The organism is Vibrio chagasii, from assembly GCA_041879415.1.
In the GTDB taxonomy this organism is placed as follows: domain Bacteria; phylum Pseudomonadota; class Gammaproteobacteria; order Enterobacterales; family Vibrionaceae; genus Vibrio.
In genome coordinates this window covers 1599800-1622861 of sequence record CP090851.1, presented here as the reverse complement: position 1 = coordinate 1622861, position 23062 = coordinate 1599800, and the positions used below count along the sequence as shown (strand labels likewise).

The following is a 23062-nucleotide window of genomic DNA, read 5'->3' as shown; positions in this document are numbered from 1 at the left end:
TTGATAAAATAACGGCACCCGCTAAGGTGCCGTTGATTCATTATGCTTCGTCGTTTGAGTCGCTGTTCGAATCTTCACGAACGTCGAACTCAACATGCCATTTCTGACCATTGTCAGTGGCAATCGCTTCTAGGTATAAAGTACCTAGCTCAGTAACGCGAGAAGCTAAAGTAACCGGAACCACTTCACCTTCGCGACGGCCTTCAGAAACAGGCAGTGTCACTTGGATTTCAGGAAGCTCATCGAGCTCTTCCGGCGCCCAGTGATCAAGGTGAGTACCAGCTTCATCTTCACGGCGAGTTGTTGAACCGAAGAACTGGAAGTGAACTGGCTGACCAATCACTAGGCCAAATTCTTGGCTAGGAACTTGAACGCTTGAGCCTTCTTCCATACCAAATGGTGCAACACACAGTGCTTCCATTGGAGGAGCCATACCTGGGATTGCAGGCATCGCGCTTTCAATACCTACGTAGTAAGCAGAAGCGATACCACCACGGATACGAACGCCTTGACCACGACGTACCGCGCCGTAGTAAGAAGCACCACTTGCAACGGCTAGGTCAAGATCTAAGCCTGAAAGTTGTTTAGCAAATTCTGCATCAGCATTGATCAACCACTCGTTGATTGTGTCTGAAAGACGATCAGCAAGTAGGTTAGATTTTAGAACACCACCGTTGAACAGGATTGCTGTTGGTTTGATGAAATCAGCAGCAGGCGCTTCAGCACCAGGCATACCCGGCATGTTTGCAAACGGATTGAAATCTTGTTGAGCCGTTTCACCATTTCCAGAAAGCGCGTTTGCTTGCTTAGAAAGGAATGCGGCAATGTGACGAGTGATACCTGCGTCTTGAGCGTAAGGCAGACCCATTTGAGTCAGTGCACCACGTGTCTTTTGAACTGGGTGATCAGTCACAGCGACTTTAGGGAAGAAGCCATCAACCAATGTTTGTTGTACTTCTTGCTGAGTCAGCTCTGTTTTTAGCGTCGCGCCAAGTAGCTTAGAGCCACGGCTAGGAACCACGATTGGTACAGCTTGAAGCTCTGCATCATTCAGTAGCGCTTCTTTTGCGTCACGACATGCGTGAGTCATCGCTTGAACTTGCCAAGGTGCCAGTTCTTTGCCTTCTTGTGCTAGCTTCATCTTCAAGCGGTAAGCCAGAGCTAAGTCCATGTTGTCACCGCCAAGTAGGATATGTTCACCTACAGCGATACGGTTCAGGCTCAGGTTACCGTCGTCTTGAGTTACTTCAACTAAAGAAAGGTCGGTAGTACCGCCACCGATATCCACAACCAGCACGATGTCGCCAACGTCTACTTCGTCGCGCCATTTGTCGTTGCTGTTATCAATCCAGCTGTATAGAGCCGCTTGAGGTTCTTCTAAAAGCGTTAGATGAGTGAAACCAACGTTACGAGCGGCTTCTGCGGTTAGGTCGCGAGCCGCAGGATCAAACGAAGCAGGAACGGTGATTGTTACGTCTTGGTCAGCTAGCTTGTGTTCTGGATTTGCATGGTTCCAAGCATCTTTAAGGTGCTCAAGGTACAGCTCAGTTGTCTTAAGCGGAGATACCTTTTCCACTTCTTCTGGGCTACCAGCAGGAAGGAACGCGTCACGACGGTTTACACCACCGTGACAAAGCCAAGATTTCGCACTTGCTACTAAACGGATAGGGGTTTTAGCACCAAGATTACGAGCGATAGCACCAACCAGAGCTTTTGGCTCAGAAGACCAAGGTAGAACTCGTGACGCTTCGTTCATCTCGTGCTCGTGCGGTTGGTATAGGAATGAGCCAAGTTGGCTGCGAGTTTCTACTGTACCAGGAGCCGTAAGCTGAGGAATTGGCATTACCTCAACACGAGCATCTTCATTCGTTGTGTCGATGTAAGACAAAACACAGTGTGTAGTACCTAAATCGATACCAACGCTGAACTTAGGAGCTTGATGCTCTTGCGATGATGTCTGAGTTTGGTGTTCCATTATAGCTCTACCTCTGCCGGTGCAATTACAGATGCATCGTAGTTTTCAGCAAGCTTAGGCAGGTTCATGTCAGTTGCTTTCCAGCCTTTGTGAACAAGTGTGCCGTTGAATGGTGCGTTACCTGTTACGTTACCTGTTAGACGGATCTCTTGAGGGTTGAAGCCTTCAGCTACCGTGATGCGAGTCTCTTCATCTTCATTGCGGATGTGAGCAAGCGTTACGTAGTCCGCCAGTATTTTTTGACCACCAGTGTGAATAACACGAGCGGCTGCGCCAACTTCTTCGTCAGAGAATGAAGTAAGGTCTTCTTTTAGGAAGTCGATTAGACGTGCTTCTTGCTGCATGATAGACAGTAGTTGCATTGCAGAATCTGTTGGTGCTGTAGCTAGCTTGGATTCAACTTCTACTACTTTCTCGATGACTTTTTCTACTTCAACAACTTTTTCTACTTCGACAATCTTTTCAACTGGCTTTTCAACTTCAACGATCTTTTCTACTGGTTTTTCTACGACTTTCTCAACCACTTTGGTTTTACGAGAAACGGCAATTAACAGTAGTAAAACGCTTGATGCAGTTAGGCCTGCGTGAAGCATATCAAACGTCTGTGGGATTAGGTTCAAATCAACGATCATAGTGATTTTTCTCTTTAAATTGATTTAACGGTATATTCGTCGGTTATAGGGAATATACAGGTTAGAAAGAAACTCATGGGCACAAGGCCAAACGGTCACTTTCAAGCTATAAATATGGGGGGATACTAGCATATTCAAGGCTTAAGAGTGGTAATTTATGTTTTCAAACCAGTAGTTTTTGAGTGTGTTAGCTTGAAATTTAGTCGAGATTCGGTCGATTGTTAACCTGTGATGTGAAGGCAAAGTAAAGAGTGCGTCTTTTATGTCATTTTTAGGACGAAAACTTAAATGGAGCATCATTCCCTTCCGTTATATACTTTGTCCTCATCAAAGCCTATTTGGAACCTCTATGCCTCACACTACCGACCCACTAACAGGGTTGAAGAGACGAACGCTGCCACTGGTTGTATTTTCGGTCAGTTTTTTGATTACAGTGTTGTGTTTTATTTTGGTCATGCTCAATCAAAACCGTGCTTTGAACATGAATTTGGACAGTTTTGCTAAGCATCAAACACTGAGCTTGGAAGCGTTTATCGATAATGATGTGGCTTACATAGGTTCGGGCGCTAACTTTTTCTATTCTAATGATCCTGAAAACTGGGACAAATTTGACCGATTTGCACAGCAAACCATTAACGGCTCAAAAAGTTTAATTGGCTTACAGTGGATGCAGAAAGTTCAGGCAGATGAGATTGCCGAACACACTGCGGAAATGAAAGCAAAGTACCCATCTTACCGACTGTTCACCATCCCTAAACATGAAGCCAAAACCTATGGTTACCAGTTAGATGGCGAGCCTGCTTTTATTGCTACTGATATTTATCCGAATACTGAAGCGAATGACAGAGTGATTGGGTTCTACTCTTCACGCGAGCGATTTAAGCGTATTGTTGAAAATATCAAACAGACGCGCCAAGCGAATATCTCGGACAAAGTACGCCTTATTCAAGACGGTTTAACTCCAGATACTCCCAAGACAGGTATGTTGGTGTATCACCCTGTTTTTGAAGGGGAAAGTGATAACTTACTTGGTGTGGTGATTGGTGTAGTGCGTACCACTTATTACTTTGAAAACCTGTTGGCATCGGCTGTCGGTGATATGGATGTTTACATTCGTGTGACGGATACCGGTTTCGAAGCCGAAGATTCCCCAATCTTATTTGAAACTCAAGGCTATGAGGGCGTAACAGGTCACCATATAACTAAGACTATCGAATTGACCAACCGAGATTGGAAAATCGATTACAAGATAGACTCTTGCATCTCATTTTATGGCTACCTTGTACTAACTGGCATTGCGCTCGTCGGGACAACCATCTCATTGTTGCTAGCTTATATCGTTAACATGCAGATCAGAGAGAAAGAGCGCTTGTATCGCATGTTAGACAAAAGAACAGAAGAACTTCGATTCCTAGCGAACCACGATAGCTTAACTGAAATCTATAACCGACGAGCTTTCAATAAGATGTTTGATAGGGCGGTTAAGCGAAGTGAGTCATTTAGCTTAATTGGGTTTGATGTCGATAAATTTAAAAGCATCAATGACAAGTTTGGTCACCCTGCTGGTGATGCTTTGCTTGTTCATGTCATTAAGTTGATTTCGGTAAACTTGAAAGAAGGAGATAATCTTTTCCGTTTGGGCGGAGACGAGTTCTGTATCATTTCGAGTATCTCGGAGCCTGAAGCACTAGAGCGCTACTTACAATGCATTCTAAACACCGTCAGTCATTCTCATTGTGAGCATAAAGGGCAACAGTTGAGCTGTACTTTGAGTATTGGTGCGGCCATCCATACCAATGAAGACACTGAAGAGCTGCTACAAAAAACAGATAGCATGCTCTATCAAAGTAAGTTAAATGGTCGAAATCGAGTCACAATTGCAGGCTAAATGAGCACTTGATACAACTAGGGTCGAGTTCTGTATTGGGCTCATGTACAATTTCACAAAATTTTTGACGAGAGAATTAGGCGACGTATGAATCACAATCGAGTGGTGTGTTTCGATTTGGAAATGTGCTGTTGGAGCGAAAATGGTGTAGGAACAACAGGCGAGATCATTGAAGTGGGTCTTGCTGAGATTGATCTGGCGTCTGGAACCATCGTGAAACGAGCACAATACTACGTTAAGCCAGAAAAAGACGAAGTCTCTCAGTTCTGTGCCGAGCTAACCGGCATTACTCCGCGTAAAATCGAAAAGCAGGGGCGTCCGCTAGAATCAGTCATCAAATCGATGATCAAGAACTTCGGTGGTCCAAACAAGATCTATGCTGCGTGGGGACGCGATGACCTGATTTTACACAAAGAGTGTCAAGAGAAAGGTATCGAGCCACCATTTAGCGAGTTCATCAATATTGCGACGCTGTATCGCGTGCAGAACCGCTTGAAAGACAAACGCATCGGTCACCGAGCGGCTCAAGAAGCAAAAAATATCGAATGGGAAGGTCGCCAGCATTCTGGTTACGTTGATGCTTACAACCTGGCGAAGCTCGCTCTGACGATGCTTTAGCAATAAGTGAATATTGAATATTTGCTCCGAACTATAAAAAAGCCACCTAGATAAGGTGGCTTTTTTACATCTTCTGGCTAGCATAGCGACTAAATAAATCATCATCGTTCGTGTATTGAGATATTTATCTCCCCAGCATTAACTTGAGCTTATCACCTTTATCAAAAAAGTGATGTTTCAATGCCCCTAATATATGTAATGTCACTAACAACATAAAAACTTTAATCGCAGTAGCGTGAATTAAAAACAGTAGAGAAAATACTTCTCTAGAGGTTGCACTATCGCTAAATGCCCATGAGTATACACTGAATATTGGCGTATCAATCAGCGCCATGCTTAAACCTGATATAGCGATAAAGGTCAATGTAACTGCCTGAACCAATTGAACCAGTTTAGGGAAGGTGAACTTACGTTTCTCTGGTTCGGGATTAACTAACACTCTTGCAATCAATATATTGATGAGAATAAGGACAATTGAGCCGAGTATCTGATGAATTAAAATCGTTGGATACTTGTCTGAGAAAGGCAGAAGTCGGCTTGATATAAAACCGAGAGTTAACGTTAACATTACCCCACTAAACATCCCCCAGTGAAGAAAGTCGACTTTATTAGTGAGGTTATTCTTTACTCTATTATTTGATAGTTTTTTGAACATCACGAGTTCCATTATTAGCATGTGAAAAATCTATTATATTTCTCATGGCTTTGTTATGGATGTGTTTGCCGAATGTTTAATATTAATAATCGGATAGCTATTTAATTAATATTAAATCGTTAGCCTAGCTCTTGATGACTCTTTTATCTCTGTTAGCGTGTGCAACATCTAACCAACGGAGGTCCTATGAAGCGGTTTATTAAAAGTTCCATCGTATTGAGCTTATTAAGTATAAGTTCACTAGCGTTTGCACAGCCCGTTGTGCTTATCAACACATTTTCAGTCGATGCCAGTAAGTATGAAGAAACCTTAGCCTATTGGGAAAGTGCTAGGGACGTGTTGGTCCAACAACCCGGTTATATCTCTACTACGTTACATCGAGCGTTAAGCACAGACGCCACTTACCTTTACGTAAACGTCGCGAACTGGGAAAGCCAAAAGCACTTCATAGATGCCATCTCTGTAATGAGGGAGGAGCTACCTGCTCTTAATCTTGAGGGCGTTACTGCTGATCCTAACCTATACGAAGTCATCCGAAATTAATAGAGAGTGTTCTGAATGAAATATGTACCACGACTGTTTTTAGTTATTTTTAGCTTTTTGTTCTCGGTTAATAGCTATTCAGCTGCCTATGGCGTATCGGTTGCTTGGAAAACACAAGATGCTCAAGCGGTATTTGATGTGATGCCTCAACAGAAGAAAGCATTTGCTAACTTAATAGATGCTGGCTTAATTCACGATATGTTTGTTTCTGAAAGCTTTATTGGCGAAAAGCAGTTTCCAATAATTAAATTTGTAATGGAAGCCGATAGCGAAGAGGAAGTAAGACGCGTTATTGGAAACCTTCCTTTTCAATTTAAAGAGCTAGCTGAAATAACAGAAGTAAGAGACATCGGAAGTAAATGGCTAGATACTCAAGTTGCTTTTAAAAACTATGCGATTGAGTTGACTTGGAAAGAGCCAGAAGATCAAATGCTGGTAGATAAAATTATTAGCGTTGATTTGCAAAAAGTGGTCGATTGGAGCACTCAAGGTGTGATTACTTCGGCTTATATAAAAAATCAGTCTATTGCCGAGTCAAAGCCAAATCAGATAGCCATGATTCGACCAATATATTCTATTGCGGTATTAGCAAAGGATGAGCAACATGCTCTTGATATTGCAAGTGAACTTAACGCCGTTAAATTAGGCTTCGCTAGCGTTAATGTCAGTGAGTTGGGCTTTAAATTATCCCTGTGATTTTGAATTAATGTAAACCCTCGTGTTATTCTAAGGTGAGATTATTAACAGTGTTAACTCACCTTATGAATAATAATAAATTACAAGAGTATGATTTGGTTATTGAACTTGATGACCGTACATTGATTAACCCGTCATTGAATAAAGTTGTGACATTGTCGCCATCAGAGTGTCTGCTTTTAAAGTATTTAATGGACAATTGCTCACAAACTTTAGGTCGTGAATTCCTTTTAACGCATTGTTGGCCGGGGCGCATTGTTACCAATAGCTCTCTGAATGTCGCAATCAAAAATGTTCGCAGTGCTCTCAAAGAAGTAGGGTCCGACTGCAAAGTGATTACGGTACAAAAGGAAGGCTACTGTTTTGTTGCTCCTGAGAGCAGTGTCGAAACAGATAGCGATACCGCTTTCGAGCGCAATATTGTGTCTGAAAACCTTGCCGTACAAGACAAAGGCATACCGCAATCTGTCAGTTTGAGTGAACAGGATAGTTCTACTTGCTCAGAATCCACCGTGCTGGAGTCAAAATCAGCTTCTGATTTAAATGAAGTAGCTGACACTCAAGGGCTATCAGAGAATACTCAGGCACAAGGCAAGCAAGCATCTTCTAAGTTTATCCCGCTTATTTGTGGGCTCGCGGTAAGCCTCTTTATCGTCATTATCCTGTCTTATCTTGGGTTATTTATGGAAAGAGCTTCCATCAAGGGTGTCGATGTATACCACGATAGTGTCGAGTTGGAACAAGAGCTGGTGGAAGACTTAACTTCACTTGTGAAGCCGGGCGTAGAGGCGATCTATCTTCACCACATGGGTATCGAGTGTGGTGGTATGCAAGTGGTGGTGCTAGACGAAAGTGGTTGGCACGACATTAGTGCAGATTTCAAGTCTGGGCGCTGTTCACAAGGCCAGAAAGAGGATGAAAAGGTAGAAGGAACTGCAGATGAAGCCTAACTTTTGGCTGCCGATTGTTGTAACCGTATTTGTGATCTTAGCGTTTGGTTTAGTCTCAGGGGTAGCGACCAAAGGTTCGTATCAGTTTGAAAGTCAGTACGAGAATTATGGTTGGGAGGTCTTGACCCTTGAACTGAAGAATGGACGCTCAAAAATGCGCTATGTTGGCTACGACCGAAATGGACGAGTCGTGCAAACCAAGCAGTTGTTTGGTGTGTTCCTACGTTGGGGTAATCACTATTACTTCTATCAGCTAGAACAGCACCAAGCCCACGGAAATCAAACCTTCAACGTTAAAAATCTGTTTATCAAGCACCATGACAACAAGCGCAGCGTTTTGATATCCGATCAGCGAGGCGCGTACATTACGAAAGACGGTACAATTCTAGAGCTCAACGGCATTCTCTATGGGAAGGCAATGCGCTAATTGGTGATGCGGCAAGTTAAGCGCTTAATTAGGAAGTTTTTTGAAATGGGGCGTGGCTAACAATCTTAAGCAGCGTTAGGTTTATTGTCTAACGCTGCTCATTTGCATGATTAGCTTAGTCTTCGCCAAGCACGTCAAGTTTGCTTTTGATGAAGTCTTTGTGGTCAACGTAGAGCAGCTCAGCGGTTTTTCTGATCACTGAATCTTCAAGTGGATCAATCTCTCCGTCGGCATGCGCCACTTCCCACATCGCTTTAATCAGGTCGATTCGCACTGGCTGTGACAGTTCGCGCAGTTGTGAAGTGAAATCATACAAAGAAACAGATTGTTCGACTTGCGGCTCAGCTTGTTGTAACAAGGCTTTCGACTCTTCTTCTGTAATGCCCAACAGACGTTGCAGTAAGTTCAACTTCGCTTCTTGCTCTGATTCGTTGATCTCATGGTCTGCGCCTGCGACTTCGCATAACAAACTGGCGATAGCTAAGTTTGGTGAGGCGGTAGGCGTTTTGCCCAAATCAGAGCCTTCAACCAACTGTTTAAATAACGATGTAAGTGAATTAAACATATGAGCGTTCCAGTAATGGTGAATATTATAACTATTGGGCCTACAGAGTGTGATCGCAAGCCCCTTTACTTAAAACTGACATTACGTATAAGCCAGCAATAAGGAGCAATTAGCTCGGCTCTGGAAAGCGCGTCACTTTGCCATCCCCGCTTAGAGTGGTAATCGATTCTGGCTTACCATCGCTATCTAGCCGTAGCTCACCAATCGCGCTGCGGTTTGAAAGGCGATAGAACGTTTGGTTGTCTGGGCTACGCTTTTCTATTTTTAAACGCTTACGCTTAGTGAAATAGTTAAGTACCGAACGTGGGCTATACAACAAGCGGTCGCATACGTCGCAGAATTTTAGTAGTGGTGCAGGGAACTGGTTTTTAATACCGCTACAAGTAATTTGGTAGATGTTTGGACTGTTTCGGCGATACCTAAGCTTAATATCGTAAGCAAAGGAGTAGTGCACATCACCAGAAAGCACCACAAAGTTAGTGGGTGTTTTGGTATGGGTAAAGATACTGATCAGCGTGTTTGCACTGCCTGGGTGCGCCATCCAGTTCTCGGCGTCAATCACTAGTGGTTTTCCTAGTGTGGTCATCATCTTCTGTAGTGTTTCGATGAATTTAACCCCAAACATTGGCGCGGCAGACACGATTACTACTTTCTCTTGGTTAATTAACTGATGTTGAAACTCGGTGAGTGCTTCCCAGTCCATCAAACCCGAAGGCTTATTCATACGTGATTCAGAGCGCCAGCGGCGGGTGCGAGTATCTAACACAATCACCTTCGGCGAGGTGTTGATGGTGTAGTGCCACTCTTCAAAGCGATCGAGCATTTCAAGATACTGTTTGTGTCTTGTAGGTTCGAGTTGTCCAATAGGCGCCTCAATGGCTTGCTCACTCTGATTGGTATTCACCAACTCTGAGAACAGTTGTTTTGTTTGCTCCATGAAATCGCGGTTGAAGTTCTCTGGTGCGTTACCCCAACCTTGGCACATCCAATAAGCCGCAAGACCGTTACCAATGACTTGTGTCGCAAACTGGTTTTGATCTACCGCATGCTCCCAACCAACGGTGAGGTTCCAGTCGTCAGTGACATCGTGATCATCGAAGATCATGTACGTTGGAATATGTGCAAATAGACGCTGTACTTGCGGCAGACCAGCGATGAAATCATCGATGATGACACTTTCATCACGCCATTGTTGCTGCTCGGCTGGCGTGAGCTGGCGGCCTGCCTGCATGAAGTTATTCTCGATCAACCGTTCGCGGTTAATGCATTGCCACAAGGTCGGTGACCAAACCAGCAGATACATGGCAATAAATTCAGACAAGGTCACCAAGTGGTTTTCACAGTCGGTAGAGCTGAAGATTGGTATTCCGCGCTTAGGGAATAACTTATCGAGCAATGAATGTGATGTATTGTGGTGTGGCAGCAAGTGATCGCGTTGATAGAGGTGATATGCACTATTGAACAGAGCTTCACTGCTATCGATTTTTCCGTCTAATGAATCGGTCGGTAGATCTTCACTTACTAATCCAAGCAGTTGAATCACTTGATGAATTGCATCGAGTGTTGGACCTGCGACGTGATCAGCGTAGATCTGGTCTCCACTCATCATCAGCATGTCTGGTCGCTCAAGCACGCTTTGCTGTTCGATTTTATTATCTGCCGCGACTAGGCTGTCTTTGCTTGGATGATGAGGGTTACGACATGAACCATGCAAGATGTAGTCGGCGCTGGTTGAGATCTTAAAGGCTATTCTTGGCGCACCAGTGGTGTTTTGTGGATTTTGGTACACCAGATGCGGAGCCAACTCGGTTAACGCGCCTTGATCAGTCTCTATCTGATATTCCAAAGGCGTGTTGGTTGGAAACTCACCTTTTAATTGAATCAAGCTTACCCAAGCATGTGTACCGACCTGAATCGATTCGTGTTCGCTAAGTGGTGACGTATAGAAAGGGGCTTCTTGGCCTTGGTTGTATAGCTCTGCATTTCCATTGAGTGGTGTACTAGTGACAACCCAAAGCACAACCTCAGTTTCGGTCGTCTTCCTTAAAATAGGGCCAGCGAGTAAGAAGGGGAGAGAGGATGTCATCGGGCGTTTCAAGTCGATTCCTAAATCTTTGGTGGTTAGTCGTTAAGCGCTTCGGCGTTGCATTCTGGAGCGGACATTTCATCTTCATTGGGTTCAATGTCTGGCTCTGTTGATTCCAGGATTTCGATAACTTCTGAACTAGAAAGTTCATGTCCCATCAGAAATATTGCTAATAGGGCGTCGGCTTTCGTTTTAGTATCAGAAGGCTCATCCAACACTTGCTCGAGTTTTTCTCGAATCATTGCGATCTCGTGCTCTACAAAGCCACGACCTTCGCTGTCACCTTGGTTTTCTTCAGGGGCGTTGTCGAACTCAAGAAAGAGCATCTCACCGTCTAATTTTGTTTTGATCAGTCGCTCTGGCAACCACTCCTCACCCATAACGATATCTGGGTCGGAATCATTGGGTAAGTGGTCTATAATGTTTTGTAATTCTGAGACTTTCACAATACTTTCATTTAACCGAGAATATTCTTCATTGTAACGGTCAATCTCGATCAAACCTAAAAATTGTTGGCTAGAATAGTCAATAAATGTCTAACCAGTACCACAAAACTTATTACAAAGAGTAATTAAACAAGAATGAAGCGCAAATTTTCACCGAAGCTCATTTCGTATGGGGCAATTTTACTGAGTAACGCTTTCTTAGCGAATAGCGTGGCGTGGGCTGCTGAAGAGCAAGAGTGGGGCATTGCAGCAATGTTCCGTACTGCCAGTATTCCGTATGACACGTCTGGTGGTGATAAGACGGTAAGCTCGTTTGTACCGATGTTGTTCTTTAAAAACGACTACGTGTTCATTAATGGCACGGAAATGGGCGCTTACCTGTATCAAACCAAAGATGAAAAGTGGTCTTTTAATGCCATTTCTCGAATGCGCTTTATTGATATTCCGGCTTCTGAGCAGAATGCTATTGAGGGCGATACCGCTGACTTTGGCGGACAACTGACGTACCAACTGGATGATCAGTGGGCGGTTGAAACAGAAATCATGAGTGATAGTGAATTCAACCTTCACAGTAACTTACGTGCGAAAGCCAAGTACGAGACAGGCGATTGGGAGTTCTACCCAAGTGCAACACTGCGATATAAAAGCGCTGATTTTAACAGTGAGTACTACTCAGCTGCGGGTCAGTCGATCGGTGCTGGCGTAGATTTAAACCTTGGCGTTGAAGCGCGTTACCATGTTATCTCTAACCTTTACCTATTGGGTTCAACCAGTGTGACTCGATTGGATGATAACGCTTACGACTCTTCAATTATCGAAGATCGTTACCAAGGCGAGCTTTACCTTGGTTTTGGTTTCTTCAACGACAAAACAAAAGCGCCTAAGCCTAAGTTAAGCAATGCACCGTACTTACGAGTCGCGCACGGTTGGGCAACGCCGTCGAATATCGGCGACATCATGAAATTCAACACCGAGAAAGACGAGTACAATAACCAGCTCACATCATTCTTTTATGGCCACCCTTTAACTGATGAGATCTTTGGTTTGCCGTTGGATATCTACTTAACGCCAGGTATCGCTCACCATTGGAGTTCAGAGGTTCAATCCAGTAGCACGGAATACATTATTGCGATTAAAGCGTACTACACCTTTAACTGGCCAACGCAGTGGCGATTTGGCGTTGCAGAGGGTATGTCTTACATAGATTCGATTACTTACATCGAAGGTTCTGAAATGGACCGTAAAGGCTACACGGCAAGTCACTTGTTAAACTACTTGGACTTCTCATTTGATGTGAATGTCGGTGACCTTATCGGTAAGAGTGATCTCAACAATTTATGGTTTGGTTACTCACTTCATCACCGCTCGGCGATCTTTGAAAATGCGTCACAGTTTGGACGTATCAAAGGTGGCAGTAACTACAACACGGTTTACTTCCAATACGAGTTTTAAACCATTATTTCTACAATATAAAAATGCCGCTCTTAATGAGCGGTATTTTTTTATCATCAAAGAAAACACTATCAGCCACTGCTAGTCAATTATTCGAAAGTCACTTCAATTGAAACCTAATATATGAGTTTATTCTGATTATCTAATATTTCCTGCCTGCTTTTCGTATTTTACTACTATTTGATTATTTAACTTTCTTCCATCATTTGTTAACTTTTTTATATTATTTACAATGACTTATATTATGTTGCTATCCTGGACTTTTATGGTGTTCTAACTGTGTTTGTTATCTGTTAATCGATTGTTAATCGCTGTGCTGGTCACGTTAATTATTTAATTGCGTCTATATGATGAGCTCGAATTTATATAACAACAACGTCAGCTAGGAATAATAATGAAAGCATATGTATTTGATGGAAAAGACAGCGCGAAATTGGAAGAACGTCCAATCCCAACAATTGAGAAGCAAAGCGATGTCATAGTAAGAATCGAGAAAACCACAATTTGTGGTACGGATTTACATATATTAAGAAACAACGTTGCGACATTTAAGCCAGGCACAATCATGGGTCATGAAGGGGTTGGTATAGTCGAAGAGTGCGGTGAGTTGGTGAGTAAGTTTAAGCCAGGCGATCGCGTGATAGTGTCATGCATTACTTCATGTGGTAGCTGCAAAATGTGTCAAGTGTCTAAATTTGGTCAGTGTTTAGATGGTGGCTGGCTACTGGGTAATGAAATTGATGGCTGCCAAGCGGAATACGTTCGCGTTCCTTATGGTGATACAAGCCTACACCTTGTTCCTGACGACATCGACACAGACTCTCTGGTTCTATTAAGCGATATTTTCCCAACAGGTTACGAAGTGGGTGTATTAGAAGGGCAGGTTCAGCCTGGTTGCTCTGTTGCCGTTATTGGTTGTGGACCTGTTGGCCTTGCTGCTTTGATGACCTCTAAGTTCTTCACTCCAAGCGAAATTTATGCAATCGACAACAACCCTCATCGACTTCAGGTAGCGAAAGAGCTAGGTGCAACTCATGCTATCGATAACTCAGATGGTAGTGCCGTACAGCAAATTCTCGACATGACCGATGATGTGGGTGTGGATGTGGTGATTGAAGCTATTGGCATCCCTGCTGGTTGGGATATGTCTCAGAAGCTGGTTTGCCCAGGAGGCAATATTGCAGTACTTGGTGTTCACGGTAAATCTGCAACGATTAACCTAGAGGACATGTGGAAACGAAACTTCACTATGACAGCTGGCATGGTTCATACCAATACAACGCCAATGTTAATCAAGCAAATTAGAGCGGGTTATTTGGAGCCTCAAAAACTGATTAGTCACCAGTTCAATTTAACAGAGTCAGAAGAAGCTTATTCAACATTTATCCATGCTTCAGACCACAAGTCGTTGAAAGTCATCATTTCTAACGATTGTTCATAAACAGCGAATTGTTGAGGTTAGCTTGATTAGTAAACCATTTAAAATACTAGTGATAGGTTTAATCGTGAATCTATCGATCGGTATCCTATATGTATGGGGCGTTTTCAGTGAACCTTTGGCTGAGGCGCTAGGTGTTGATCCTAAGGACGTAGATGGGCCTTATCAGACTTCCGTGTTCGCATTTTCGGTAAGTCTGTTTTTGGCTGGGGTATGGCAAGACAAAATAGGACCAAGGAAGGTCACAATACTTGGTGTGTTTCTTGTCGGGGCGGGGCTTTTAGCGTCCGGCTATGCCTCAACATTAGCGGAATTGCAGGTTACCTTCGGGTGCATGGTCGGTGCGGGGATGGGCTTTGCTTATGCCTGTATTGGTCCGTGCACTATGAAGTGGTGGCCAGAGAACAGAAAGGGGTTGGTTAGTGGTTTAACCGCTGGTGGGTTTGCGATGGCGGCACTGTATTTGGCTCCGTTATCGACCGTTCTCATCGAACACTATGGCATCTTAGATACCTTCAAGATCCTTGGTGTCGGCCTGCTCTTTATGATCCCGATGGCTTCTCTGCTGGTTAATCCACCTAAAGGATATGTTTCAGAAATTCCCGGAGGAAAGGCTGCGGAATATGGATCAGACGTGAATATTCAGTGGCTAGATATGCTGAAAACCCCTCAATTTTACCAGATCTGGTTAATGTTCATGGTGTCATCAGCAGCAGGTATCATGCTTATCGGCTCTATTGGCAACGTTAGTAAATCGATAGGGTTAACCGCTGAAGAAATTGCGCTAGGTATCATTTTATTAGCGATTTTTAATACCGCAGGGCGAGTCATTGGCGGCGTTGTATTCGACAGGATAGGGCGTGTTCATACACTGGGCTTAATATTCATGTTGCAAGCGGTCAATATGGTCTTTTTTACAACCATTGAAACGACCATTCCTCTCATGATCGGTATCTCCGCAGGCGCTATGTCTTATGGTGCGTTATTTGGTGTTTTCCCTCCAGTAACAGCGGTCGATTATGGTTTGAAGACGTACGGGACCAACTTTGGAATACTCTATTCAGCTTGGGGTGTGTCGGGGTTCTTCGGGGGAATACTCGCCTCGGTAGCGGGGACGGCTGAAAATACCTATTTGGCTTACGCTGCGCTATTGGTTTCAATCACCGCAATGAATTACTTAATGAAACCCGTTGATAAGTCTGTGCTATTAAAAGACGAAGTTAATCTGGAATACTAAACGTGAGATCGGTGAGGCTCATATCAGATTAAGAGTCTCTACCGATAACGTGTTTCCACCTAATGTTGGCTTGGGCAATCTAAGCCAACATTTTTATACTCCATTCACCTGGTTAGAGTACTGTTACTGAAGCAAATTGCTCGTAATGTATCAACCATGTTCGTTCCCTTTCTTCCTGGTTGCCGCTTCTTCATATCCGAGTAATACGCTACTCGTTCTTTTTATGATACTGGCTAGAACATGCTAGTCCTCTCACATGTTTTAGCTTAAATGCTTAAAGGTTTAAGCAGTATGTTTCGATCTGACAAACCCATAATCACAAAAGGTAAATGACCACATTGCTGACAATGTTAGTCAGATGGGAATATCCGTTGTGAAACGTTTATACACAAAGGTTGATACGAGAAATGATAAAAAAAAGCCTTTTAGCCACCTGTACCCTAATGGCTAGCATGTCAACGTTCGCTGATGTCACCATCACCGAACTTACCGTTAACCCGCAACTCTACCCGGTAGGGTTTGAAGAACATTTGCAGAGAAACTTGGACTTCTTTGTTGATGGCGTAGGTGTAGATCAAAAAGCCAAAGTCCCATACGACACGATTTTTGTCGATAAAGATGGCCAGATTGAACACGCGTATTACGTCAATACGACAGAGATTGGTCTTTACCTAAACGTACTCGTTGAGGCACATAAAAATGGTAATGCCGATGCGTTAGTGCGTATTAATGAAACCTTGGATGCACTAGCCGGTGCTCCGACTTGGAAAGGGCTATTTTATTGGCCTTATGACATCGAGGGTGATCAGTTAAAGCCGAATAAAGACGGAATTGTCCCTGCTGTAGATAACGCTAATCTTGCCTTTGCGCTTGCTGGTGTAGCGGGTGCCTACCTTGATTCAAAGCAAGCGGATGAAAACCAAGTCGTTGCAAAGATTGAATCCATTCTTAAAAGCCAAACAGACGGTTGGTCAGCGTTGTATGACGAGGATAGAGGGCTACTTTACTCGGGATGGTCGGCTAAAACACAAGAACCCCTTTCTTACCACATTGACCGTAAAGCCAACGAAAGTCGTCTAGCTCCACTTTGGGCTCACCTCGTTACTCAAGAATCGGAGCAATCGGTTCCAACGACAGCGTTTAGCGATATGGAGTTATACACGCACGACTATTATCTGAAGGGTAAAAAACTTAGCCCTATGTTGACTTGGGACGGGGCTTACTTCCAAGGCATGCTATCAATGATCTGGTTGGAAGAACGTACATTGATCCCTGACTTCTCAATCATTGAAGATATGACAGAGGTTCAAAAGTACCACGCAATCAAGCATCAAATCCCTTTTGTCTCCTCAGCTGCAACTGTTGACGATGGTTATGCTGCATTCGGTGTCCCGCAATTGTCAGAGTCGAAAGTTCGTTTTAATAACGAGATCGCTGGTGGTGATACGGGAACTCCTCATGCATTGGCTCTTTCGTATATGGTGAAGCCATTTGAAGCAGTCAATCTATTGAACAAAGTCGTGGATTATTACCCACAAATAGAAACGCCTTACGGTTGGTATGACGCTATTAATAGTAAAGGCGAAACTTCGACAAAAATCCTATCTCTTGATCAAGGTATGTTCGTCGGTGCATTCCTCTCCCCTTCAATCAACAAAGATGTTCGCAAATATCTAGAAAGTAAAAACTATTACGCGGCCATCGTTGATATGTATGAAACCTTTGAACCAAATAATAAATAGACAGAGGAATGAACCGTGAACTTTGAAAAAGCAGTGAACGCAATAAAACTAACAAGCTTCGTTCCGTTGTTAGCGCTAACTATTCCTCTGACAGCCAACGCTGATGAGCTTGTAACAGAAGAACAAGCTGAAATAGAAACAGAAGTTGGATTATGGAGTGATCATGAGTATCGGGACCTTATTCTAAGTACCGAACCAGCACAGAGCAGTAATGCTGCCCCGCGAACTCGAGCACTAACGGGTATCGAGTACGAGCATATTGACAACGAAAACCAACCCAATGAAGAGCTTCTTCACTATATCTACGCTGATGGTTTTACCCGTGTGACTGATAACTTCAGCATGGGTTACGTATTTAAAGAAATACACCATAGCCGAGGTGGTGAAAGTACTGGATTGAGTAATTATTCCGAGCTGATTCCAAGTTTTTACTGGCGTCAAAATGACAATGTTGCTTACAACCTGATGTTGTCATATGAAAAAACAATTGGCGAATGGCACTACGACAAGTACATGGCAAAACCGGGTATTGACCTAAGTTTTGGCCGTCACTTCTTACACTTAAGTGCAGAGCTTGGCTACAAAGATGAAAGGCAAGGTCCGGGCAGCCGTGGAGCGTTCATTGAGTCTGAGCCTTTGTACCTTTACCGCTTAGATAACGGCATCAATATCGGTGCAAAGGTCATCTATGTTGAGGAGCATAACGACTTCAACTATGTCGAGTTTGCAGTTAAGCCTCTAGTACAATTTAACTTTGATAACGGCAATTACTTAGAGCTGCGTTATGAAAGAGGTACGTTAGATATGGGTTCAGATCCAAGTAATCGCGACCATTATGACTATGATGTTTACGCGCTATACACGGATCTTCCAATCAATGAACATTTCTCCTTCTTGGCAGATATTCAAGTAAAAGATCGCCACGCAGACACGGCACCTTGGACTGGGGACCAGTTGGTGTGGTTCTCCAAAGTCGGGATTGTTTGGAAGTTCTAACAAGCAACTTTAGTTACCGTGGGATTACAGGTTCGCCGCGAAAGGCGCAAATTTGATAATCCCACACTTAATCACTGCACTATTGTTTGGATATACCGCGAAGGAAGGTGTGACCTAAATAGTGAACGCATTTACAAATAGGAATGCAGAATCATGGCGAAAGTAACGCTACAAAATGTAAACAAAGTCTATGACAACGGCTTCCATGCTATTCACGATGTAAGTTTAGACATCAAAGATGGCGAATTCATGGTGCTTGTTGGTCCATCAGGCTGCGCTAAATCCACGATGCTGAGAATGGTCGCAGGCTTGGAAAGCATTACTGATGGGCAGCTTGTGATTGGTGAGCGAGAGTGTAATGACCTACCACCAAAAGACCGTGGTATCGCGATGGTATTCCAGAACTACGCTCTGTACCCGCATATGACCGCTTACGAAAACTTAGCATTTGGTTTAGAAACGGCAAAAAAACCGAAAGCAGAAATCAAAGAACGTGTCGCCAAAGCAGCCGAGCTTTTAGAAATCACCGACCTGCTTGATAGAAAGCCAAAGCAGATGTCAGGTGGTCAGCGCCAACGTGTTGCCTTAGGACGCGCAATGGTTCGTAACCCGGATGTGTTCTTGTTCGATGAACCGCTATCCAACCTAGATGCCAAATTGCGTGTGTCGATGCGTCGTCGAATCATTCGTCTACACAGCCAGCTTCAAGAATCAGGTAAACCCGCAACCATGATCTATGTAACCCACGATCAGGTTGAAGCGATGACTATGGGGGACCGCGTCTGCATTCTTAACCAAGGTCGCATCATGCAAGTCGATACGCCGATGAATGTGTATCACAAGCCTAAAAACAAATTTGTTGCTGAGTTTATTGGCTCCCCAGCCATGAATATGCTTGAAGGCACCTTGTTAGAACAAAGCGGAAATGTGTGCGTTCAACTCAATGAACACACCATCGAACTGTCGCAAGCACATCAAGAGAAAGCGAGAGAGTGGGTGGGGCACCGCGTTCACCTTGGTATTCGTCCAGAGCACTTGTCGGTCTCGAATCAAGCGAATCAAAACACGCTACCGGCAAAAGTTGAGGCGAAAGAAGAGCTAGGATCAGAAGTCTACTTACACGTCACTATCTTCGATAAACCAGTGGTTTGTAAGCTACTCGATACAGAGCAAACACCAGATGTCGGCACCCATTGCCACATTCAACTTCAAGTCGAGAAATGCCACGTCTTTGATGACGCTTCTCAAGAAAATATCCACTACACAGAATCAAAATAAGTTTGGAGTAAAGCTTTATGCACCACATTCAACCTGGATCACAAATGAGCGTCGGCAATGAAAGCCTAAACCTCACATTCAACGCAGATGGCGTACTAGGCGCAATTCGCAGTGATCGTTTAATGGTGTCTTTGTTCGATACGCCTGACTCAGAAATGGCTATCTCGAATGTATTTCTTCGTGTTAAAGGCGAAGGTAAATTAAATGTCACACCATTGCTTTTTTTTAATAACAAGATTGAAACGTTTAAGCAGAGCGATGGTTCACTACAGTGGGTAACAACAACCGAAGACTTTGAAGCCGTTGTGTCGATTAAAACGGCTGATCATACGTTTTTCTACGATGTGAACATTACCAACCTCTCTTCACAACCACTGACGTATGACCTGATTTACGGTCAAGATGTTGGCCTTGCGGATGAAGGCGCAGTTAAAACCAATGAACTGTACTGCTCTCAGTACCTCGACCATCAAATCTTTGAAAACCAAATGGGTTACGTGGTTTGTAGCCGTCAGAACTTGCCTCAATCTTCAGGCAACCCGCGCATTCAATTGGGTTCTCTTTCACCTGTTGTTGGCTACAGCACCGATGGTTTCCAGTTCTTTGGTAAAGAGTTCAAGTTAACCGGTGAGGCCGTAGCATTGAACGCGGCTCAACTTGAAAACCAAAAATATCAATATGAGATGGGCTACATCGCGCTTCAAACTGAAGAGATCACGCTTGCAGCAGACTCGTCTAAGGAAGTGGTTTTCTACGGCGTTGTCACTGCGGACTTGCCGAAATCAAATTCGGGTGAGCCCATTGAACTGGAAGAGATTACAGCTAAGCATGCTCAGCTGACGTTATCAGAAGAGATGAAACGTGAGCCTCTGTCTTGTGTGCACCAACCTAAAGGCGAGTACCTGCAGGGCGAAAAGCTGAGCGAGAAAGAGATCACAGAGTTCTTCGGTGATGATCAAACGTTCGCAGACGTTAAAGACGGTGAACTGCTGTCATTCTTCTATGGCGACAACAAATACGTGACCTTGCCAGAAAAAGAGAAGCATCTAGAGCGTATGACAGGTCATGTGATTGCATCGGGTAATAATCAAGATTACCAGCAATCTATCATGAGCTCGACACACTACATCAGCGGTGTTTTCAACTCACAGTTGACGCTTGGCAACACCTCATTCAATAAACTATTGGGTGTGTGCCGAAACCCGTTAAACCAATTCACTCATGCGGGGCAAAGAGTATGGGTTGAAGTGGAAGGAACCTACCGCTTATTGGGCATGCCTTCGGCTTACGAAACTGGCCAAAACTATTCGCGTTGGATCTATAAACTACTTGGCGGCTACCTAGAGATCGTTTCGTTCTCAAGTGCGCAAAGCCCAATCATCCAGCTAGATATCACCAAGCACGGAATTGAGGCTCCGCTTTCAATCAAAATGTCACACCAACTTGTTTTCGGTAACAACGAAGGCGAAGGCAGTGTAGAGATTGCAAGAGATGGCGAACTGTTCACAGTGACAGGCAAGAATGAACTGATTGATCAATTCATGCCGCAGCTGAGCTATGGCCTTGCAGTGTCAGGCATGGACGTAACGGCTGAAACGATCGGACGTGCGGATTCTGATTCAGTGGAGTATCTGGTACTGAACGGTTCTCTTGAAAGCCACTGTTCTATCGCGATTGGCGGTAAGACGGGCGAGCTAGACACTACTGCACAATTTATGGCGTTTGAGACGGAACGCGAGCAATACCAAAAAGGTATTCAGTCTTTGACTAAAGGCTTCAATGTTAATTTCAGTGATGACAACGGCAACAGCCAGCGCATCAATACGTGTCTGAACTGGTTCACTCACAACGCCTTAGTTCACTACTCAACACCACACGGCTTAGAGCAATACTCGGGTGCTGCATGGGGTACGCGTGATGTGTCTCAAGGCCCATTCGAACTGTTTATGTCGATGCAGGAATACGAGAAGGCAAAAGCGGTACTAGAAGAGATCTACAGCCACCAATACCAAGAAACGGGTACTTGGCCTCAGTGGTTCATGTTCGACCAATACGCGACTATTCAACAAGAAGAAGCGCACGGTGACATCGTAGTATGGCCGCTTAAAGCTCTAGCTGATTACCTAAATACGACGGGCGACATCAGTATTCTGGATGTTGAACTGCCGTACACGCTAGCAGAAGAGGGCTTTGTAAAGAGCGAAAGCCGCTTCACGTTAATTCACCACGTACAGACTCAAGTTCAGCATATGCTTGATAACCTTGTACCGGGTACATCGCTCTCTTGCTACGGCGATGGCGACTGGGACGATACGCTGCAACCAGCGAACCAATCACTGCGTGAGAACATGGTGAGTGGTTGGACAATTCCATTAACGCTACAAGCCCTTAAAGGTATGTACCAAGCCCTTCAAGGCAGTGAACATCAAGACTACGCGGCTTCTTTGATGGAGTTGGCCGACAAGATGGAAAGTGATTACCACCATTACTTGATTAAAGATGGCGTGATTGCAGGCTTTATCCACTTTGATCGTGATGAAAAGGGGAGTGTTAAGCAAATCGAACACTTGCTGCATCCATCAGACCAAAAAACGGGTATCAACTACCGTCTATTGCCAGCAAGCCGTTCAATCATTTCAGAAGTGTTTGCTCCAGAAATGGCGAGCTCTCACATGGACATCATCAAGCAAAATCTTGTGCACCCAGACGGTGTTCGCTTGATGGACAAAATGGCCGAGTACAAAGCAGGTAAACAGAGCTACTTTAAGCGCGCAGAACTGGCAGCCAACCTTGGACGCGAAGTGGGCCTTCAATACTGTCACGCTCATATTCGATTCATCGAAGCGCTATGTAAGTTGGGCGATGCTGAAGCGGTATTCGACAACCTGTACAAGATTATCCCTGTGGGTATTCAAGACCACGTGCCAAATGCTGAGCTTCGTCAGTCAAACGCGTACTTCTCAAGTTCAGATGCGAAGTTCAATGACAGACCAACGGCATACGACAACTTTGACCAAGTTAAAAACGGTGAAGTTGCGGTGAAAGGCGGCTGGAGAATCTACTCAAGTGGCCCGGGCATCTACGTTAACCAACTTATCTCTAACGTCTTTGGTGTTCGATTCGCGCACAACGATCTCATTCTTGACCCAGTAATCTCTCCGCGAGTTGGTCAAACGAAGATCCACTTTGAGCTTGATGAGAAGCCAGTGACCTTGGTTATCGATTTGGTTGAAGGTTCACACACTCCAAAAGCAATCTCGATAAACGGTGAAACGGTGCCATTTGAACTGACTGAGAACCGCTACCGTTCTGGTGGTGCGAAGATCTCACGCGAATGGTTGCTTCAGAGATTGAGTAGTGAAGAAAACACCCTTCATATCTCCCTTTAATAATCTGTTGGGCTCAGCGATGGGCCCAACCCAAAGGCTGAGTATGAGA

The 23062-nt window shown here is 44.2% G+C and carries 19 protein-coding genes; 13 read left to right on the top strand and 6 right to left on the bottom strand.

Going from position 1 to position 23062, the window contains the following annotated elements; translation table 11 throughout:
- Window positions 1-40: 40 nt before the first annotated feature.
- Together L0991_07255 and L0991_07250 are read right to left on the bottom strand one after the other, a co-directional pair.
- Window positions 41-1975 carry an Hsp70 family protein gene (locus tag L0991_07255; protein XGB61246.1) on the bottom strand — a complete coding sequence of 645 codons (1935 nt, stop codon included), beginning with the start codon at window positions 1973-1975 and terminating at the stop codon, window positions 41-43.
- Window positions 1975-2607 (bottom strand): DUF2760 domain-containing protein, encoded by a 633-nt coding sequence (locus L0991_07250; protein ID XGB61245.1) that lies wholly within the window; start codon window positions 2605-2607, stop codon window positions 1975-1977. The genes L0991_07255 and L0991_07250 overlap by 1 nt, the downstream gene beginning before the upstream one ends.
- Window positions 2608-2956: 349 nt before the next feature.
- On the opposite strand from L0991_07250, the gene L0991_07245 reads away from it, so the two are divergent.
- Both L0991_07245 and L0991_07240 read left to right on the top strand, forming a co-directional pair.
- The gene (locus L0991_07245) at window positions 2957-4495 is read left to right on the top strand and encodes a sensor domain-containing diguanylate cyclase (GenBank protein XGB61244.1); all 1539 of its coding nucleotides are present in this window, start codon (window positions 2957-2959) and stop codon (window positions 4493-4495) included.
- 87 nt (window positions 4496-4582) lie between these two features.
- Window positions 4583-5113, top strand: coding sequence for an exonuclease domain-containing protein (locus tag L0991_07240; protein XGB61243.1), 531 nt, complete (start codon window positions 4583-4585; stop codon window positions 5111-5113).
- Window positions 5114-5237: 124 nt separating this feature from the next.
- On the opposite strand, the gene L0991_07235 is transcribed toward L0991_07240, so the two are convergent.
- Window positions 5238-5768 carry a cytochrome b/b6 domain-containing protein gene (locus L0991_07235; GenBank protein ID XGB61242.1) on the bottom strand — a complete coding sequence of 177 codons (531 nt, stop codon included), beginning with the start codon at window positions 5766-5768 and terminating at the stop codon, window positions 5238-5240.
- Between the two features lie 186 nt (window positions 5769-5954).
- On the opposite strand from L0991_07235, the gene L0991_07230 reads away from it, so the two are divergent.
- The 4 genes from L0991_07230 (at window position 5955) to L0991_07215 (ending at window position 8384) form a co-directional block, all read left to right on the top strand.
- The gene (locus L0991_07230; protein ID XGB61241.1) at window positions 5955-6311 is read left to right on the top strand and encodes an antibiotic biosynthesis monooxygenase; all 357 of its coding nucleotides are present in this window, start codon (window positions 5955-5957) and stop codon (window positions 6309-6311) included.
- A 15-nt stretch (window positions 6312-6326) separates the two neighbouring features.
- On the top strand, window positions 6327-7007 hold the full coding sequence (locus L0991_07225; protein ID XGB61240.1) for a hypothetical protein: 681 nt from the start codon (window positions 6327-6329) through the stop codon (window positions 7005-7007).
- 65 nt (window positions 7008-7072) lie between these two features.
- Window positions 7073-7957 carry a winged helix-turn-helix domain-containing protein gene (locus L0991_07220; GenBank protein XGB61239.1) on the top strand — a complete coding sequence of 295 codons (885 nt, stop codon included), beginning with the start codon at window positions 7073-7075 and terminating at the stop codon, window positions 7955-7957.
- Window positions 7947-8384 (top strand): hypothetical protein, encoded by a 438-nt coding sequence (locus L0991_07215; GenBank protein XGB61238.1) that lies wholly within the window; start codon window positions 7947-7949, stop codon window positions 8382-8384. The genes L0991_07220 and L0991_07215 overlap by 11 nt, the downstream gene beginning before the upstream one ends.
- Before the next feature lie 115 nt (window positions 8385-8499).
- Here the strand turns inward: L0991_07215 and L0991_07210 are convergent, their stop codons facing one another.
- From L0991_07210 to L0991_07200, 3 genes are all read right to left on the bottom strand, one after another.
- On the bottom strand, window positions 8500-8949 hold the full coding sequence (locus L0991_07210) for a TerB family tellurite resistance protein (protein XGB61237.1): 450 nt from the start codon (window positions 8947-8949) through the stop codon (window positions 8500-8502).
- Window positions 8950-9058: 109 nt separating this feature from the next.
- Window positions 9059-11047: an alkaline phosphatase family protein gene (locus L0991_07205; protein XGB61236.1), complete on the bottom strand. Its 1989-nt coding sequence runs from the start codon at window positions 11045-11047 to the stop codon at window positions 9059-9061.
- A gap of 23 nt (window positions 11048-11070) precedes the next feature.
- Entirely contained in the window at window positions 11071-11481 is a 411-nt protein-coding gene (locus L0991_07200; protein ID XGB61235.1) for a hypothetical protein, read from the bottom strand.
- A 135-nt stretch (window positions 11482-11616) separates the two neighbouring features.
- Here L0991_07200 and L0991_07195 point away from each other — a divergent pair, with 135 nt between their 5' ends.
- From L0991_07195 to L0991_07165, 7 genes are all read left to right on the top strand, one after another.
- The gene (locus L0991_07195) at window positions 11617-12933 is read left to right on the top strand and encodes a MipA/OmpV family protein (GenBank protein ID XGB61234.1); all 1317 of its coding nucleotides are present in this window, start codon (window positions 11617-11619) and stop codon (window positions 12931-12933) included.
- Between the two features lie 394 nt (window positions 12934-13327).
- Window positions 13328-14374, top strand: coding sequence for an alcohol dehydrogenase catalytic domain-containing protein (locus L0991_07190; GenBank protein XGB61233.1), 1047 nt, complete (start codon window positions 13328-13330; stop codon window positions 14372-14374).
- Between the two features lie 22 nt (window positions 14375-14396).
- Entirely contained in the window at window positions 14397-15608 is a 1212-nt protein-coding gene (locus L0991_07185; protein ID XGB61232.1) for an OFA family MFS transporter, read from the top strand.
- 452 nt (window positions 15609-16060) lie between these two features.
- On the top strand, window positions 16061-17350 hold the full coding sequence (locus L0991_07180) for a hypothetical protein (protein XGB61231.1): 1290 nt from the start codon (window positions 16061-16063) through the stop codon (window positions 17348-17350).
- Between the two features lie 15 nt (window positions 17351-17365).
- Window positions 17366-18346 carry a hypothetical protein gene (locus L0991_07175; protein ID XGB61230.1) on the top strand — a complete coding sequence of 327 codons (981 nt, stop codon included), beginning with the start codon at window positions 17366-17368 and terminating at the stop codon, window positions 18344-18346.
- Between the two features lie 153 nt (window positions 18347-18499).
- Window positions 18500-19624 (top strand): sn-glycerol-3-phosphate ABC transporter ATP-binding protein UgpC, encoded by a 1125-nt coding sequence (gene ugpC / locus L0991_07170; GenBank protein XGB61229.1) that lies wholly within the window; start codon window positions 18500-18502, stop codon window positions 19622-19624.
- Between the two features lie 17 nt (window positions 19625-19641).
- On the top strand, window positions 19642-23013 hold the full coding sequence (locus tag L0991_07165) for a cellobiose phosphorylase (GenBank protein XGB61228.1): 3372 nt from the start codon (window positions 19642-19644) through the stop codon (window positions 23011-23013).
- Window positions 23014-23062 lie beyond the last annotated feature (49 nt).